This is a genomic window from Klebsiella sp. GW_Kp182 (assembly GCF_040062275.1).
GTDB lineage: Bacteria > Pseudomonadota > Gammaproteobacteria > Enterobacterales > Enterobacteriaceae > Klebsiella > Klebsiella michiganensis.
Window position 1 is genome coordinate 91,496 of the sequence record NZ_JBEAFQ010000010.1, and the last position, 17,795, is coordinate 109,290.

Genomic DNA, 17,795 nt, shown 5'->3' on the forward strand with positions numbered 1-17,795 from the left:
CTGCTCGCTATAACGTGATGACTCTTTCGCGGCCAAGTTAGTGGTTTGAATTCTCTCAAAAAACAAGCTACGGCAGCAGTTTAAATTTCAGTACTTAGATGCGTGAGGCACCAGTTGGAAAGCTCGGTAGTAGTTGGCTGTTGCCACTTCTGCGCTGTCCAGATCAAAAGGATAAAGTTCGAGGCCGTTGTAACTGCCCGGATAAAACAATACCAATGGTATTGCCCCCATATGGGCATGTAATGCATTAAGCAAACTATGGCCACGTAGCAATGGCCAGCATTGGCCAAGACCTGATAACAATACAAATTGAGGCGAGGCCGGAAGCACTTTATCTATCAGATGCTTAGCAATTCGACCTTGTTCAAGAGGTCCTTTAAGTGCTTTGGCTAGCTCATCGGTACCTTTTTTGCGTTCCAGATCAAAAGCTTTATCTAACAATTTACGCTCTTGCAAAATTGCCAGTACCTCTTCGAACAGATTGAGATGAGCGAAATTCAGCCCCTGCCGAGCTAGGCGAGGCAGAGTCAATCTCAGATATTCCCGTACGGTAAGTTCAAATTGAGGTGGGTAATCAAAGATATAAAAACCGATCTCACCACCGAGCTCTTGGTTCTTCAGGAAGCCTTCACTTTTAAGCCGGTCTTCGATTTGTTCCAGACGAGCTGACAATTGCGGCTTACTGTCCAGTTTCGCTCTCATCTGACTGACTCCATCACATCGTAGACTTTTTGGCAGTCGAGACTGTTTGCCCACTCTCTTATCTGGGGTAGTAGGAAGACATTTTTCAGCTTTTTACTGCGGCCTGATTCCAGATACCCGCTATCTGCGAGGATTTTAAATACATTGTTGCCCATTTTCTGGATTGAGCTTTCGGAATATTGATCCAAGCCGACAATGGCACGCTGGCGGGATAGAATAAATTCCTGCCAGTCTTCGCTGCGCAATGATTCACGAAACATCTGTCGGGCATCAGACAGTGTCGTTGCCATGAAATCGGTCAGCACTGGGGATTGGCACATTGTCGCCATTAGCAACATTTGTCTGGCTGCATCATCAGGGGCCTTTAGTAGCTCAGTCCAGAATGCCTCACCCATCGGTTGAATTCTTTTACGCAGGGTTGAAGCCATGCGTTTAACACTGTGCACTGAGGTCTTCTGCAGCACATTGTCATTTACAATAGCATTATGCCATTGATCATCATTTGGTGAGGATATCAGCAGCTCCGCGATGACTCTGCTCTCACGCAACATCAGGCTGCCACCAATGATGTCACCCAGATATTCTTTGGCGGTCATAATGGCTCCACGGTCAGGGTTTAAAAACTCCGTTATGATACGCGAAATTGGAGCATATGGCCTTATGACAAAACACATTTTGCCTTTGCTATCGACCAGCGTGATTTTTCCGCTTCAGAGGCGCAATATAAATTGCCACGGATATTGCCGCACACTTGCAGGTGTAGCGATCATAAGGGGCTGTAAGGGCATCGCTCAGACCACCGTTACCTTCGAGAGCGAGAAAGGATTTGGCAAACATATTGTTGGATCCAGCCAACACGCAGGCATAAGCCATCCCTGAAGGGCGGACATAAGCCATGCGGTTGGAAGGTTTAAAGGTGTTGCGGGGGAAATAGCGGTGTGGTTGTCACACTATGAATTGCTGGCGTAAAAAACTGCCTTACTCAGAAGTCAGTCTTACGTGGTCGTCCGGTTGCTGGTCGCTCAGGGACCTCATTGCAACCAAACAACGGCAGCCCCTCTTTTTGTTGAATTTTGGTCATATACGCCAGTACCTGACGGATGTTGTCGATACTGTCCGGGTCGCTGTAACGTACCGGAATGTTGATATTGACCTCGTAATGCTCTTTAAACTCACGCCGGTGCAACCAGCCATTGGGCTGTCCATCAACAGCAGAAGATCCCTTGCCGGATGGCTGTGATCCTGTCGCTGGTATACCGTGGTATAGCTCTGACAGAGCAGTCAACCATCGTTCCGGTGGCGTTGCTGAGCGGGTACGGGTAAATCCCGGTCATTCAGCCTTGTCGCGGCCTGCCCCTGTTACTTTTCTCCGGTACCGTACTTCGCCCCAGAATCATGCCATTCTCTTTCTGTTTAACTTTCGCGAGATAGCTGATGGCATAGCGCAGGGCTTTAATTGCTGGGGTATCGGTATAGTGGATAACCTGGTCGATCCGGACCGGGTAATTCTCTTTCTTACGGCACAGGTAGTGGTATCCGTCTCCTTCGGTTGCCCTTTTCCAGATATCCCCCATCGTTCGGGAGAGCAGGTAAGGGTTCTGGTGATATTGCCCGTTCAGATAACCGAGTAAATGGATATGCAGACCTTTCTTCGGCGTGTATTCCATCACCCAGTAAAAACCTGCCAGAGCGTTTTCTGTTTCGGCAAGCAGGTGACGGATTTCTGTACACATAGTGTGTTTACAGGCATGCCCGAAACTGGCAGTGTTTCTCCGGTAAGCAAAATCAATCCGGAAGGGTAACAGCTTAGCGAAACGCTGAAACATCGCTTCCATGTGGGCGTTTATGTCCTCCAGGATCTGACTGTTCATTAAGTAGTTAGGATTGGCGTTGTAAGGCTTCATTGGAATTCCTCGTGTTGAGTCAAAGGAAATGGGTGTGACGTAATTTATGAACAGCCCACGGTGCAGGTGTATCGGGTGGTAACAACAGCGGAAATCACGCCACAGAGGACATATGGGGACAACGTATCCCGGCCCGTTGTTAATCACGTTTTCACAGATGGGTGAGCTATCTCGTGCAAATACGCTGGCAGCAGCATTCACAGAGCAGGAGTGGCTTCTTGATATGAGCGGGTTGTTATCAGACAGCTACAATGGTGACTGGCTGGATCACGACTACCGGGCTGACGGAACTACATCAATGAGCTGTACAGTGAAACAGGTATGCAGTGAGACATAAGACAGACATAACTTACTGACTTCTATAAATAATATTAATTAACCTTAATTATTCATTTCTGATGACATCAGCTGATGCTTAAGCCAGCATCACTAACGACTGACAAAGCCTTGTTGCATGCAGCTTCGCAGAGTGTTTTTTGAACAAAAACCACTCCAAAGGTAGCTTCTGCAGAAATGACTATTGTTTTACCCTGCAGAAGCCGGATTTACTGTCAGCTATCGGAGTTTAATTTAGTGGTTCAGCTGTCGTTCGCCACGCAAAGCAGACGTACTCGTCCATCATACTCGTTAGCGCAGGGTTTTCTTCCTGCCGGTTATTGATCCAGAGCTCCATTTCCTGGTCTTTTATGAATCTGAGATTGTCAGTCCAGTCATCCAGACTATTCCCCAGCATCAAATCGTACCAGCACAGCCAGACCAGCTTCAGACGCAGCTCGCTACCGCTGAACTGCCGAAACAAACTGATGAGTTTATTTGCCACAGGACGCTGTTTTAACCGCACGCACTCAGACAGCAGAATACCTTCCAGCATGGGATGGTGAGCCAGCAGATGTTCCTGAGTAAATAAACTGACGCTCAGGTCATCATTAACAGTCAGTGGGGCTGCTGCTCTGCCATAAATAATCCGGTGCAGACACTGGGGAACAACAGCAATAACCTCTTCCTCTCCCGGAAACTTAAGGCTACCAACCGTCAGGGTATGGTGATGATATATATTCTGGTGGCACATACCCGATCTGACCGTCAGCTTCGTAAAATCGGTCAGCCAGGTCTGGTAACATTTATAAAGTTCTTCGTAACGAGGCTTGTAATCTTTCATGTTCATATTCCTTCTGGCTTAAATGACAGACAGCAGAAAACCTCCGGAGCAACCGGATAGTCATTATTCTGCTGAGGGTTTAGTCTGGTGGGCGGTTATTTACGGGACTGATCGATTCGTTCCTGTAGCCAGTTTTCGACTTCGCTTTTTAACCATCGGGAGCTTCGGCCCAACTTAATTGGTCTCGGGAACAGGCCATCTTTTATCAGTTTGTAGAACCACTTGTCCGTAAGCCCTGTAAGCTTCGTGATGAACCGCATATCCACCAGTTGGTCATCAAGCAAAGAAATTTGTTCTGTCATGATGTTTTCTTCCATTGTGGGATTATCCTGAGCTGGTGGTTGATTGCTCGTTACTACCAGCCCTTCCACATCAATGGATTGATACGTAAAAAAATGCAGAACGTAAGTTACAAAGTGCGAGGACGCCCCAGTCCACTGGGGGACTGTACCTCACTGGCTCCGTAGTGATAGTGACCGTGCTTTTGCTCTTCTTTGGCGAGATAGCTGATGATGTAGCGCAGGTTATCGATGGCTTCGGTATCACCGTAGTTCACCGGCCTATCAATACTGACTTCATAAGTGGACTTGTATTCGCAGCGGTTGTAATAGCCTTCTCGTTGCGTTATTCCCCTCCATATTGTTCCAACTCTCTCAGCTATTGGGTAGATAGCCTGATTAAGGTGCCTGTCGAGATAGAACACGATATGGGCATGGCAGCCGTGGTCTACAGAATTCTCGAGTACCCAGAAATACCCAGCCAGATTTGTGTGCTGCAGGGTACGTTCAACCAGCATGCGCACTTCTCGCTCGGTTTCATTCCATGAATGACGTTTATAACGCTCTGTACCTTTCTGATAGAACAGGTCGAGTCTGAGTGCCTGTATTCGCGAGTATCGGTTCAGTAGCTGATTCAGGTGGTCATTGAGTAGAGACAGTAGAAACCAGTTCATCGTGTATCTGGAATTGAAAGGGTAAGGTGTGTGCATTGATTTATCCTTTGTCAGGTGGAGTACAAAGGATTGGGATAAGATGTAATTTTTAAGAGAAGCAGGGATACGGCAGATACAGGGAACTATGTATCCAGGGGAATACAGGCAGGGTTAATGATTGGGGGAAGGAGCTGTGAACAGGGTGGTATAGAAACAGGGAGTGCCCCTTAATTATACTAAAAACCCAAATGTTCATATCTGCTGTTGAACGATTCTAATGAGGTGAAAAGAGGAGGGTCATAGAGTGAAAATAACAGGAATAATGCAGTAAAATGTCAGGCTTTTATCACAATAAAATCAGTAGGATATCAGTAAAAAATCAGCCATTCCTCAGCCTGTGACCCGCCTCCCTCTACCTAAAAGATGCTCATGCTAATCTGTGTTCAGGAGCCAGAGTTAGAGGGAAGAGACGATGTTGCATTACGATATGATCCGTTACGAGATAATGTACCTTAAAATGTTGGATAGGTTTTTCGATTCAGATCACTCGTTACTGTGCAGTACTTATGAAACGCCGGATCAGTTTCGACGTTTGATCTCTCAGATCCTTGAGCGGTATTTCTTGGGCGATCAGGACAGTATCAAAGTTGGCCGGAAAACTCTTAAAGAATGGGCTGACCTGCAACTGATTGATAAAGACTATTTTGAATGTTTCAAAGGTACACCAAGAGCATCGTGGTTTGCTCACCATTACATTTTTGAATACCCAGTAAAATCTGCAGGGTTGACGCTTGGTGGGTTGGGGAATGACGTCGGTTGTTCTAGTGATTTTAATTCCCTTTTAATGGACGATAATATCTTCACCAATATTGATTTCTCTAATTTGAATATCGATTTGGACGATATTGATTGGGACTTGATAACTAATCCACAGGCGACTGCTTCGAAAAAAACGAAACGTCTTTTCTCTCGATTTTATCTGAACGCGGGAGCAAGTACCGATCTGTACAACCCCACTCCGGTAACTGAGCGTGAACTGATCAACGGTGTGATGAGATACATTGATGAAGCTCCATGCTCACTTGGAGATAAGATCTCTTATTTCAGAAAACTGCATGATCGTTGGCTTGAGCAATATGATTTTTTTCTGACAGATTTTGACTGGATTTCACGTGATGATGAAACTCAGTTAGTTTATCTCTGGGACTATCTCAAAGGAAAAGGACGAATAGCGGGCTATCTTCGCCCTTATAATACGTCTATGCGTTATGACATGATTATTGCGGCTATGGATGTGTGGAACATCCAACCTGAAGAGAAACTGGAGTTTATTGAGAAGATGAAACATGCCTGGCAAGCGGCGAAATCTTATCGGCGATCTGCTAAATAGCGTTGTGATCCCAGTGGTTTCTGCGTCTGATTTCTCATTGTAGTGATGAATCTGAGTCGACCCTTTGAGTCGATCCAGGGTCCTCTCACTATCTCCTCCTTGTCCCGTTACGTACAGAGCACATAGTCGAGGTATGAAAATTAGAACGTTTACTTCTGGCTCGAAGCGTGCAAGCTAGCTGATCTGAAGGTCCGCTATGAGCGAGAAGCGGACCTTCAAATCCGAACAGGTTCAATTGATTAACCTTGGTTGTCAGTTACGCCATCGTTAACATGAAGCCGATCGAATAATCCCCAGCCCCATTTTTTACAAAAACGCAGTGGCAAGAAAGATAGATTCTGGCTCATGACAAGTAGAGTTGTTCATTTGTATAAAGAGACTTCGCCTTCAGGACGCGTTTTGAACCTGCGATGCATCCACAGGTATTGCTCAGGAGCACGGAGAATTTCACGCTCGATAATCTTGTTCATATAAGCCGCTGCGGCGACCTTATCTTCCCCTGGATAACCTGCCAACGGATTGCTGATATACATGTGATAACCTTTTTTATCGCTACGTCGAACCATGCTAAGTGTTATCAAGTGTGCACCAGCGAGTTTTGACAGAGCATACGTTCCGTTCGTCGTGGCTGCTTTTTTTACCGAGAAAAAAGGTGCAAAAACGCTTCCCTTAGACCCATAATCCTGGTCTGGTGCAAACCAAACGGCTTCACCTGCTTTTAGCGCATGAACAAAACCTGATAAATTACGTCGATTAATCATAGCCTTATTTGAACGCATACGCCCTTTTGTCTGTACCCATTCCATTAATGGATCATTGTGTGGGCGATACGTTGCCATCATAGGATGGCATAACCCCATTACTCTTCCACACAACTCAAGGGACATAAAATGAATCCCGACAACCATTACTCCTTTTGTCGCGCCGGTCAGGTTTTCAAGCCCTTCGACATCAAACCATTTTTTGACTCTCGCATCGCTCCAGAACCAGGCCATTCCTGTTTCCATCAGGCCCAGCCCGAGAGAAACAAAGTTTTTATTGACCATCTGGCTCCGGGCAAACGGTGTCATCTCGGGAAAGCACAGTTCGATATTTCTAATCGCAATTCCTTCCCGGCGTTTCAGAAAGGGTCTGGATATTTTTCCAAGGCCAGAGCCCAGAGTATGTAAAACCGGGTAAGGAAGTTGAACGAGAAGCCACAGCAGACCCAAACCAAACCAGGTAAGCCAGTGGCGAGGATGAAGTAAATTATGAGTAAAAGTCTGTGCCATAAATTTCCTTAATGCTAATGAAGGTTATAATGCAAAAGGAAAACAATGAAGCAATTCGTCTTTAGCGATACATTTTGTTTTAGACAATTTAAAGTCATCTAAATTCAGAAAAAAATAGCTTTGCAATGACTGGTAAAGAATTTAAAGAGTCAGGAATGAATTGAAAGCCAGCAAAGTTATTCTGTTATAAATCCATGTTTTATCATTGATACTCAAGAAATTGTCTTCTTGATTCATCATCATCAAGGTACTCAAAAGAAAGAAGCCGAATTTTGGTAAGTTTATAAAACCACTCACAATCGTTTCGTTGAATAATTTCGCCTGGTTTGAAACATATCCCGGATGCCACCCGAATAATCGCATATTTACCATTACTAAACCTGACCCGGTGAATACAGAAAGGTTGGCCAGGCTGTCCGTGACAGCTGTTCGACATGATATGCCCTTCAATAAAAACAGATTTTTTAGATTTCATTATCATACCCTCGACAACAGCAGTACAGGAGGAATGTTGTCATTTTCCGACATCACTGACGTTAAGTGGCAGAAGCTGATCAGCCGCCGATACACCAGCATTCTGAAGGTCTGAACAACAGTCCGCAGGCAGGGCACTCAAGAACCGCATCTTTTCTTAGTTTACCTGCTTTCTGATCGGCTCTGTGTGCACATACCGGGCAGGCAACATGAACCGGTCTTTCTTTAAAATACCTGAGCCCATTTGTATAAGACATAAATAATTCTCTGAGGAATAGAGTGATTATTATACGCTTTAATATAAAAATAACTGGCATAAGTTATGTTAAGTTGTGTCTGAATCAGGATATCAGATATTGAAAATTGAACGTCTTATTTATGATACACTACCCTTCCGTGAGAAATTTAAGATGAAATCAGAAGACACCCTTGACTGGTATCCGGCACAATTACCGCCTGTGAAAATTATTCTTGGAGAAGCCGTGCTGGCTGTGGGTAAACAGGGCCGACCGATTAATACCCGCACCTTGCTGGAATACCTTCAGGTCATGCAGGACAAACAAAAAAGGCGGGATGACAAAATCGCCATGCAGACTGCGATTGATGTTCTCAGGGATAATCAGCGCATTAACGGCAGACGTTAATGCACCTCCGGGATCAGTGTCAGTTCTGAATGATCTCAACCGTATGGTTTTGTCCATCATCCTTCAGCGGTATTCTGTCATCAGGGAGGAGAACACCATCCAGCGTCACGCAATATTCTGCATCGCCGCGTGAAACACTAATCTGATAATGGCTTTCACCATATTGATATGCCATAGAAAAAGACGACCACTCATCCGGTAACCTGGCATGAACACTAAAGTCAGTGCCGGAACGTTTTATCCCCAGTAATTCTTCGGTAAGTAAACGCCAGGCCCAGGCTGCTGAACCGGTATACCAGCTCCACCCTGCACGTCCGGTATGGGGAGCGACGCTGTAGACATCAGCACTCATGACATAAGGCTCAGCTTTATAAATCCCGACAGAGTCCGCATTCAGGGTATGATTTATAGGGTTGAGCATTGACCAGAGTTGCCAGGCTCGTCCGGCATTCCCCATTCGGGCAAAGGCCATCACTGCCCAGATGGCGCCATGCGTATACTGCCCTCCGTTTTCCCGCACGCCGGGCAGGTACCCCTGTATGTAGCCCGGATTTGGACCGTGTCCGTCGAAAGGAGGCGTTAACAGTTTGATCAGCCCTCCTTCGTTATCCACAAGGTGCTTATCCAGCGCCTGCATGGCCTTTGCGCACCGTCCCGGGCTCGCGGCGCCGGACAATACAGACCAGCTCTGCGCAATCGCATCAATCCGGCAGTCCTGTGAGGTTTTCGATCCCAGGGGAGTACCATCGTCAAAATACCCGCGCCGGTACCATTCCCCATCCCAGGCGTGGGCTTCGAGATTACTTTGCAGGCGCAGAGCCTGTGAACGGCACATCGCGGCGACGCTTTCATCCAGCCTGCGCTCCGCCAGCGCTGCAAACCGCTGCAAAATGTCGTACAGGAAGAAGCCCAGCCAGACGCTTTCACCTTTGCCTCCGATACCCACCCGGTTCATCCCGTCATTCCAGTCACCAGCCCCCATCAGCGGCAGGCCATGCTCACCGAAGCGAAGTCCATAGTGAATAGCTTTGACGCAGTGTAACCAGAGTGTCTCTTCGGTGCCGCTGATGACCGGCGTGTCATAGACAGACTCTTCACCAGGCTGAAGCGAGCGTCCCTCCAGATAAGGAATGCGTATTTCCAGTGCATCCATATCCCCCGTCGTTTCAACATAGTGGCAAACAGCAAGCGGCAGCCAAAGATAGTCATCGGAACAGCGGGTACGCACACCGTTGCCGTGTGGCGGGTGCCACCAGTGCTGCACATCCCCCTCGATAAACTGCCGTGATGCACAGAGTATTATCTGTTCACGCATCCGGTCCGGAGCAGCGTGGCTCAGAGCCAGCGTATCCTGCAGCTGATCGCGAAAACCAAATGCACCGCCAGACTGATAGTAGCCACTCCGGGCCATAAGACGGCAGGCGACCGTCTGATACAACAGCCAGCCATTAACCAGTAAATTTACGGACGTGTCGGGGGTGTTAACTACGATTTTATCGAGAACATTGTGCCAGTGATTATGAATCCGGTTCAGCTCCTGGCGGACCGTATCCTCGTTCATGTAGCGGGCCAGCGTCTCCTGAGCACAAACATCATTCTCCTCTGCGCCGAGGATAAAAATAAACGTCCTCTGGTCCCCGTCAATTAATGTAACCGCCGATTGCACCGCTCCGCAGGGATCCAGACCGGCCCCCGTCTTACCAGAAAGCTTTTGCAGTTTCATGGCCGAAGGGGCGTGAAGGGAACCATTACGGCCAATAAACTCCCGGCGATCCCCTGTCAGAGAACAGTCATTACCGCTGACGGCAAAAAATGCAGTTCGGCCGCCACCATTATCACCATAAAAGTTATTCGCAAGCACCCCGCAGCCGCCGGGCGTTCTGGCCACATGTGTCACAATGTGAGGGGCTGAGCGCGTTCGTGTTTCTCCGAGCGTCCACTCTACATAGCCTGTGACGGAAAGTTGACGTGTCCGTCCCGAAGAGTTACTGAGCGTCAGGAGCACCAGTTTAACCGGATCTTCTTCAGCAACCAGGACCGTCAACTCGCTGTCTATACCACTCTCACGATGGGCAAAAACGCTGTAGCCAAAACCATGGCGGGTCAGGTAATCACCGTGTCCGCGAACAGGTAAAGCCGTCGGCGACCAGCACTCCCCGCTCTCTTCATCGCGCAGGTAAAATGCCTCGCCGCTGCGATCGCTCACCGGATCGTTCTCCCACGGCGTCAACCGGTATTCATGGGCATTCTCATACCAGGTATAGGCCTGCCCTGCCTCTGAGATCACACTGCCAAAACGAGAATTTGCCAGTATGTTCGACCAGGGAGCCGGTGTAAGCGCATTTTCACGAAGGACGATCTGATACTCCCGCCCATCCTGAGAAAATCCACCGTACCCATTGAAATGGCATAACTGACTGGTATCAAGGCTCCAGTCCGTATGTTGATTACGCTCGCGCACAGCACGCGGAATGAATGCCCTTGCCGGCGATTTCAGGGTATGAATACGCTGGTTAAGCTGCTCATTAATCCCCCCTGCGCGGTCATCAAGATAAAGACAGGCCACGCTCATCAAAAGCAACTTATCCTCAGCGGAGAGATGCTCACCGTTGCGGACAAAAAGCCCGCCCTTTTTATCCAGCAGACTGGCTTCAGACCCGGCATAAATTAACTCCATAATCTGATTTTGTAATCCCTGCTGGTAGCCGCCGGGGCTGTTATTCAGGATAACTAAATCAACATCCAGCCCTTTCTGTCTCCAGTAACGGTGTGCCTGAATCAGTGTGGTCACTGAGGTGATACTTTCCTCGCTGGTTATACTCAGCAGCACTATCGGCAGATCCCCTGAAATTGCCCAGCCCCACAGTCCGGACTGGCCACGCCGGTTGCGGCCGATCGCCTGGCCTTCGGCGCGCAGCTCCTGGACAGGGTAAAGCACAGCGCTGGCGAGACTATTGAACAACGTGGCATCATCTTCACTGGCGTTCATCTGGCGCAATACCACCAGACTGTGAGACCTGGCCAGTTCAAAGACGCGATCGGCGATAGGGTAATCGCGATATTTCTCCAGCAACGCCAGGCTCTGCTGACGGGTCTCGCTGATGCCATAAATGATATCAATCGTAACCGGCTGCCCCGGCTGCAGAATGAGGACGTTGCGAATTGCCAGTATCGGATCCAGCACCGAGCCCGACGTGTTGCCTAGCATCCCTCCCGTCTCTATTGCCTGTGCATTCGCAGGGTTTCTGCCACGTCCAATAAACCTTGCCCTGTCCGTTTCAAACGACACGTTATGTCGGTTATCGCCGTGCACCACCATCATGTGAAACAGGCAAGGGCCCGGTTCATCCGGTGAGCGCGGGCGCCGGTGGCAAAGAATAGCGTCACGCTCAGGAGCCAGCTCAGTCTGAATAAACAAATTGCTGAATGCCGGGTGTGCCAGATCGCTGGCATCAGGTGCCAGTACCACTTCAGCATAGGTTGTCAGCTCCAGAGAGCGAGGCTTGCGACCACGATGAATCAGTGTGAGCCGTCGCAATTCAACATCATCCTCCGGAGAGATCACCACCTGAGTTTTGACGCTGAGTCCCCCTAAGCTGCGTCTGAATTCTGCCCCCGCATCGGTGAACAACACTTCCTCGTCTTGTCCGCTGGTGTAGCCTGTTGGTTGCCAGGTATTGCTCCACACATCTCCCGTCTGGGTATCGCGGATGTAGCAGAATGCTCCCCAGTTATCACGGGTGGTATCACTGCGCCAGCGCGTTAGTGCAATATCATTCCAGCGACTGTAACCGCCGCCGCCCGCGGTCAACATCAGATGATAATGGCCGTTGGACAGGAGTTGAATATCCGGGGCGGGGGTATCCACGCTATAGAAAATACGGGGTTCATAGCGAACGGGTTTGACCATGCCCTCATGAGATTCAAAATGACGGCGCGGACTGTACAGATCGACCGCATCCGGCACGCGCTCCTGTAACAGCAGACTCGCTGACCGGAATACCGTACTGGACATAAAGCGTTCAGTCATGGGGGCATCAAGCAGCACATGAGCCAGCGCCTGAAATGCCATACCCTGGTGATGCGCCATCCAGGACTGTACCACCGCATAGAGCTGACCGGTTGCAAGACGTGAGGGGGTATAGTCCAGCGCTTCATAAAAACCGTATTCTCCGCGTGCACCATTTTTTTGCAGCCTGAACAGGTTCTCACAAGCTTTCTGCGGGGAAACCATCAGCGCCAGCAGCGTGGCGTAAGGAGCGACAACCATGTCATCGGCAAGTCCCCTGCGTAGACCGAGCCCCGGTACGCCAAATGCCTGATACTGATAATTATGCTGAACATCAAAAGCATGATAGCCAGACTCTGAAACACCCCATGGTACCCCGCGTTCTTTCCCCCAGTGAATCTGGCGCATAACCGCCGACTGACTCATTTCATCGAGCAGGCTGCCGGGCCAGGTGGGCATCACCAGATTCGGCATCAGATATTCAAACATGGATCCGCTCCATGACATCAGGGCAGTTTCATTATCAATCGTGGTAAACAATCGACCCAGCGCGTACCAGCTTTTAAGAGGCAGCTGATTAGTCGCAATGGCAAGAAAACTGGTCAGGCGGATTTCAGACGGCAGGAGATCGTAGTGGCTCTTGTCAGGCATATTGGTGTCACAGTTATAACCGACGCTGAGCAGACTGGTTGCTTCACTGTACAGAAAGGCGAAATCCATCCGGGCATGCTCATCCAGCCGCTGTTCCAGCTCGGTGATAATATTGAGTCGCATTCGGGCCTGCTCCGCCACTGACGCCGGAGGCGTTCCTGTACCGGTTAATGTCGGACGGGCAAGCTCGCTCAGCGTCGGCAGCGTCTGTTCATTCCAGGATGCAGGCAACCAGCCAAGCAACAGAGACCACTCATGGCAAAGCTGAACCAGTTGATGCTCCAGATGTCCAGCCCAGCGCATCTGAAGAGGAGATCCCTGATGACATGCGCTGGTCAGATGGTTGCACTGGGTGCGCATGCTTTTCAGTTCGCTGAAAAGCGCCTGCGGAGAGAGCGACACCGCGTTCAGGCAATGCTTGCGCAGCAGTCTCAGGCTGTCAGGTGGGTTCTTACCCCACTGTTTTTCCAGAATATCCAGCGTATCGTTCAGTCCTGCCAGTATCTGTTGGTTGCTTAAAACAGGCTGATGACGCATGGCGGACAGGCCTGCACGCAGGGTCAATAAATGCCCGGCCATATTGCCGCTGTCGACGCTGGAGATATAGCGTGGACTGAGGGGGACCAGCGAACGGGTGTCATACCAGTTGTAGAGATGGCCCCGGTAGTGTTCCATTTTATCCATCGTGTCGAGCGTGAGCGACACGCGCCGGAGCACCTCTCCGCCAGGCAGGTAGCCAAAGTCCCATGCCGTCAGGTTAGCCATAAGTGAAAGACCAATATTGGTAGGAGAAGTTCGGTGTGCCACCGTCGGTTGTGGTATTTCCTGATAATTATCAGGCGGAAGCCAGTTCTCTTTTGCTGTGGCAAATGTTTCAAAAAAAGCCCAGATTTCACGGCTTGTCTGGCGTAACAGCTGTTTTTGTTCCTGATTAGGCGAAAAAACCTTTCGCACGGGCTGGCGACTCAGCCAGCTCATCAGCAGCGGTGCCACACACCATACCAAACCGATCGGTAACGCAATCCCCAGCAGCTGTGGGGCAAATTGTCCGGTCAGTATTGTCAGCGCCACGCCACCGGCAGCGTTCAGCCACATCGCCTGATAAAAACGTGCAACAGTGGGTCTGGCCTGACTGCTGTCCTGGCTGTGGCTGACCCACTGGCTGAGGTGACGCCTGCTTATCCCCAGTCGCCATAGCGTCACGGCGATCGCTTTCAGCGAATATCCGGCTTCGTGCGGCAGTATCGCAAAATTAAGGCTGATACCTGACAGACGCTTTAGCGCGCCCGCCCCCACCAGTAACAGATGCGACTTCACGCGGCGACGCAGAGGTTTATGCAGAAGGTCGTGGCTAATGCAGAGGATGGCTGGCAACAACCATATCAGCAACAGTATGCCCAGCCAGTAAACCGGATTGGGTACCCAAAGCAGAGTGAAGAACAGCAATATCAGTAAGGAGGGGGCGACCAGACTGCGACGTAGATTATCGAGTAATTTCCAGTAAGAAAGCGCGGTCAGCGGATTCCTGACCCGGGTTCCATCGGCTTTTCTGACGCGTGGTTTTAGCCAGTTAAGCAGTTGCCAGTCACCCCGGATCCAGCGTGAACGTCGTGCAACATCCGACAGATAATTATTAGGGTACTGTTCGTACAGTAACACCTCGCTCAGCAGACCCGAACGTGCATAGCATCCTTCAAGCAGATCGTGGCTGAGTACCAGATTTTCCGGGCAGATGTTCGTAGTGGCCTGCATAAAAATATCAACATCGTAAATCCCTTTGCCCACAAACGAGCCTTCCCCAAAGAGATCCTGATAAATATCCGAAGACATCATCGAATAAGGGTTATTGCCCGGTACGCTGCTGCGCAGGGCTGCGTAACGCCCCTGACCGTTGCGTGGTATCTCCTCCGCAAGACCGGGCTGTAAAATACCGAATCCTTTGACAACCCTCTGGCGTACCGGATCATACTCAGGCGTATTCAGCGGATGCGCCATCGTCGCGACGAGTTTGTGTGCCGTATCGCGCGGGAGCACCGTATCGCTGTCCAGGGTAATGACGTATTTTATGTGACCCGGTAAAAGGTGGGCAGGCATCTCTGCAACGCTGACGAATTGCGTTCCGGGATGGCGCAACCAGCTGTTCAGTAACGCCAGTTTTCCCCGCTTGCGTTCATAGCCCATCCACGCGCCTTCCGAGGGGTTCCATTCAGGCTGGCGATGTAACAGATAAAAACGTGGTCGGCCGGAGGGGTAGCGGCGATTAAGCGCCTGCGTATCGGCGATAGCCTGTCTGAGCAGTGCGTGACTTTCCGGCGAGGGTTCATTTTCAGAATCAGCAAAATCAGTGAGCAGCGCGAACCTGAGATTTTCGTTTTCATTCCCCAACCAGCAGACTTCAAGACTGGTGAGGAGCTGGCTGAAACTTTCGTGGCTGGTCAACATGCAGGGAATGACTAACATGGTGGCACTGTCAGCGGGAATACCGGCTGAAAAATCCATCCCCGGCAAGGGTCGAGGAACGCGAAAACGGGTGGTTGCATCACTGAGCAAATCGCTCATTAACTGAGTTAATGCGATAATCAGAGGTAATATCACCGCGATCAATAGCCAGTCTGCGCCCTGCATGGCGGTTTCGTGCAATATTGCTGCGGTCGCTGCGGTTGTCAGCAACGCCAGGCTTCCAAGCCATGACAGCAGGGTTATTCTGTTGAAACTGTGCCGCAAGCGTATGAGCCTTGAGGCGTCTGCCAGGAGATGAATATCCAGCGCCTGTCGACCTTCGCCCGCAAGATAATAACCAACATGATGTTCCGGTGTATCAGGCGCTTTTTCCTCTGAAAACGCCAGCGCCTTCTCAGCAACCTCAGGCTCGCTGAGACCGCTGTCTCTGGCCAGAACCTCAACTACGTGCCGGTAATGATCCCGGGTATTGAAATGCATCCGGGGATAGATGCCGGCAGGATCATTGCGTAATGCCTGTTCGACAACGCTTATCGTTTCGGCGAAATCAGCCCAGTCCGTTTCACTCAATAAACGCAGGCCCGCGATGCTGTTACTGACGGACAGCTGGCTGGCGGCAAGCTGCTGATTGAAACTATGTATGAGAACGTCAGTGGTGATCCCCTGTTCCCGAAGGCACTGATCAACCCAGGTCAGAGGTAACGACAGCGCGTTGCCATGCCCCTGCAGGCGCCGCACCAGCTCTGCGACAAACGCACTGGTTAACGGAGGTCGGGAGCGCGCCATATCGGCAACCACCATGATTAAATCACCAGGCGCACTCTCTGCACATTCGACAATCCTTGTTATCCACGTATCAGCAAGGTTTCTGTCCTGCTGCGCTTTTATCACTTCCATACTGATACGACGAAGATTTTCAATCAGCGCAAGGCGCAGCATTCCCGGTAACGCCCAGACTTCACCCAGCGTCAGCGGCGTCACCTGCTGATAGGCAGTGAGATAGCTGGTCAGGCTGGCGGCATCCCAGCGGCCATCGCCGTGAGCAATGGCCTCTGATGCGATATGATAAATTCGTGGGCAATTCAACGGCGATACCAGCGACGGAAGACCTTTGCCAAAGCTTTTCGGCAGATGCTGGCGGACAGTGCGGATTTGTTCCTCAATCAGATAATAATTGTCCAGCAGCCATTCACCGGCGGGCATGATACTGGTCTTTTTACCCGCGTTAAGCTCATAGCAGTTTTGGGTAATGACGGCCTCATTGTCGCCAAGCCGTTTCAGAAGATAATAAGGATGCCTATCCGGTGATACTTTATGAGTCCGCGCCAGCTTCTGGCCGTAGCGTTCCATCTGGACGGTCGAAAAGAGTTCTGACCGCGGTGAGCTTTCACCGGCAGGATCGTTCGCCGAAAACGTTATGTTTTCGGCAGCATTCATCAGAATACGGGAGCGGTTAAACCACGCTCTGGGGATCATTTTCATAGCATTGCTCTGATGCGACGTTAGCGCGCAGGAGCAGTTGCGAAATCAGTTCAGAAACGTTCTCTCAGGATGGGCGTCAGGCATCAGGGATTTAACAGCTGCCGGAATCTAACATAAGTATAGGACATGAGCTCTGTTCTGCGATTTTGGTCGAGCTAGCGTCGGGAGATAAACAGAGCCTTACATCCGGGGCAAAGCATGGTTTGGTTGAGCCGGATTTTTGACAACGGTTGTACTGATTTTAAGCCACAAACAGGACAGGCAGCAGTGGCAGTAGACGCACTGCTGAAGAATTTCATTGCGTAATTGATAACAGACATAACCATTAACCTTTCAATGAATGAGCTTCACCGTACCACATGTGGTTAAGTTTTAATCTATCTATTTTGACATACTGAAAATCAGGAAAGATAAATGTTCGCAGCCACAGGCCCCCTGAGACCGTTTATCCGGCAAGACTCTATGCGGCTTCCAGGGATGAGTAATTCTGATTAGCGAGAGTTAACGGCTGAAATGTGAAGCAGAACGTCTTTTCGTCCATCAGATGGGATGATGAGGCCTTTACCACTAAGAATATCAAAGCTTTTGACAATTCCTGTCATTTTATGGGACAAGTCAATTCCTTATTGAAAACACGTAAAGACTATACATTGAAAATGGCATTCAGCCACTTTTATTTTCCCTACAGGACCTCTGGACGGCTAAAAGATAATTTGCT

General features: G+C 49.7%; 12 protein-coding genes and 2 pseudogenes. 2 read left to right on the forward strand and 12 right to left on the reverse strand.

Going from position 1 to position 17,795, the window contains the following annotated elements; all coding sequences use genetic code 11:
* Positions 1-87: 87 nt before the first annotated feature.
* From ABLU88_RS12300 to ABLU88_RS12330, 7 genes and pseudogenes are all read right to left on the reverse strand, one after another.
* Entirely contained in the window at positions 88-702 is a 615-nt protein-coding gene (locus tag ABLU88_RS12300) for a DUF1788 domain-containing protein (RefSeq protein WP_001201808.1), read from the reverse strand.
* Positions 699-1,298, reverse strand: a complete 600-nt coding sequence (locus tag ABLU88_RS12305) for a DUF1819 family protein (RefSeq protein ID WP_062933985.1) — start codon at positions 1,296-1,298, stop codon at positions 699-701. The genes ABLU88_RS12300 and ABLU88_RS12305 overlap by 4 nt, the downstream gene beginning before the upstream one ends.
* 386 nt (positions 1,299-1,684) lie before the next feature.
* Positions 1,685-1,897, reverse strand: a pseudogene (locus ABLU88_RS12310) (hypothetical protein); the annotation flags it as partial.
* Between the two features lie 139 nt (positions 1,898-2,036).
* Complete coding sequence (locus ABLU88_RS12315; RefSeq protein WP_062933987.1) at positions 2,037-2,606, reverse strand: inovirus-type Gp2 protein; 570 nt, start codon at positions 2,604-2,606, stop codon at positions 2,037-2,039.
* A 565-nt stretch (positions 2,607-3,171) separates the two neighbouring features.
* Positions 3,172-3,765 carry a hypothetical protein gene (locus tag ABLU88_RS12320; RefSeq protein ID WP_348836631.1) on the reverse strand — a complete coding sequence of 198 codons (594 nt, stop codon included), beginning with the start codon at positions 3,763-3,765 and terminating at the stop codon, positions 3,172-3,174.
* A gap of 95 nt (positions 3,766-3,860) precedes the next feature.
* On the reverse strand, positions 3,861-4,067 hold the full coding sequence (locus ABLU88_RS12325) for an AlpA family transcriptional regulator (protein ID WP_348836656.1): 207 nt from the start codon (positions 4,065-4,067) through the stop codon (positions 3,861-3,863).
* Between the two features lie 107 nt (positions 4,068-4,174).
* Positions 4,175-4,753 carry an inovirus-type Gp2 protein gene (locus tag ABLU88_RS12330; protein WP_348836633.1) on the reverse strand — a complete coding sequence of 193 codons (579 nt, stop codon included), beginning with the start codon at positions 4,751-4,753 and terminating at the stop codon, positions 4,175-4,177.
* Between the two features lie 415 nt (positions 4,754-5,168).
* Between ABLU88_RS12330 and ABLU88_RS12335 the strand changes: the two genes are divergently transcribed.
* Positions 5,169-6,086, forward strand: a complete 918-nt coding sequence (locus tag ABLU88_RS12335; RefSeq protein ID WP_319840794.1) for a hypothetical protein — start codon at positions 5,169-5,171, stop codon at positions 6,084-6,086.
* A 362-nt stretch (positions 6,087-6,448) separates the two neighbouring features.
* Here ABLU88_RS12335 and lpxP read toward each other — a convergent pair whose 3' ends face one another.
* Both lpxP and ABLU88_RS12345 read right to left on the reverse strand, forming a co-directional pair.
* Positions 6,449-7,357, reverse strand: coding sequence for a kdo(2)-lipid IV(A) palmitoleoyltransferase (gene lpxP, locus ABLU88_RS12340; protein ID WP_348836634.1), 909 nt, complete (start codon positions 7,355-7,357; stop codon positions 6,449-6,451).
* 202 nt (positions 7,358-7,559) lie between these two features.
* Positions 7,560-7,832 carry a hypothetical protein gene (locus tag ABLU88_RS12345; protein ID WP_016247220.1) on the reverse strand — a complete coding sequence of 91 codons (273 nt, stop codon included), beginning with the start codon at positions 7,830-7,832 and terminating at the stop codon, positions 7,560-7,562.
* Between the two features lie 409 nt (positions 7,833-8,241).
* Here ABLU88_RS12345 and ABLU88_RS12350 point away from each other — a divergent pair, with 409 nt between their 5' ends.
* Positions 8,242-8,475 (forward strand): hypothetical protein, encoded by a 234-nt coding sequence (locus tag ABLU88_RS12350; protein WP_004132711.1) that lies wholly within the window; start codon positions 8,242-8,244, stop codon positions 8,473-8,475.
* 19 nt (positions 8,476-8,494) lie between these two features.
* Here the strand turns inward: ABLU88_RS12350 and ABLU88_RS12355 are convergent, their stop codons facing one another.
* The 3 genes and pseudogenes from ABLU88_RS12355 to cspF form a co-directional block, all read right to left on the reverse strand.
* Entirely contained in the window at positions 8,495-17,077 is an 8,583-nt protein-coding gene (locus ABLU88_RS12355; RefSeq protein WP_348836635.1) for a glucoamylase family protein, read from the reverse strand.
* 155 nt (positions 17,078-17,232) lie between these two features.
* Positions 17,233-17,403 carry a YnfU family zinc-binding protein gene (locus ABLU88_RS12360; protein ID WP_305955329.1) on the reverse strand — a complete coding sequence of 57 codons (171 nt, stop codon included), beginning with the start codon at positions 17,401-17,403 and terminating at the stop codon, positions 17,233-17,235.
* Between the two features lie 75 nt (positions 17,404-17,478).
* Positions 17,479-17,691: pseudogene (cspF, locus tag ABLU88_RS12365) on the reverse strand (cold shock-like protein CspF).
* Positions 17,692-17,795 lie beyond the last annotated feature (104 nt).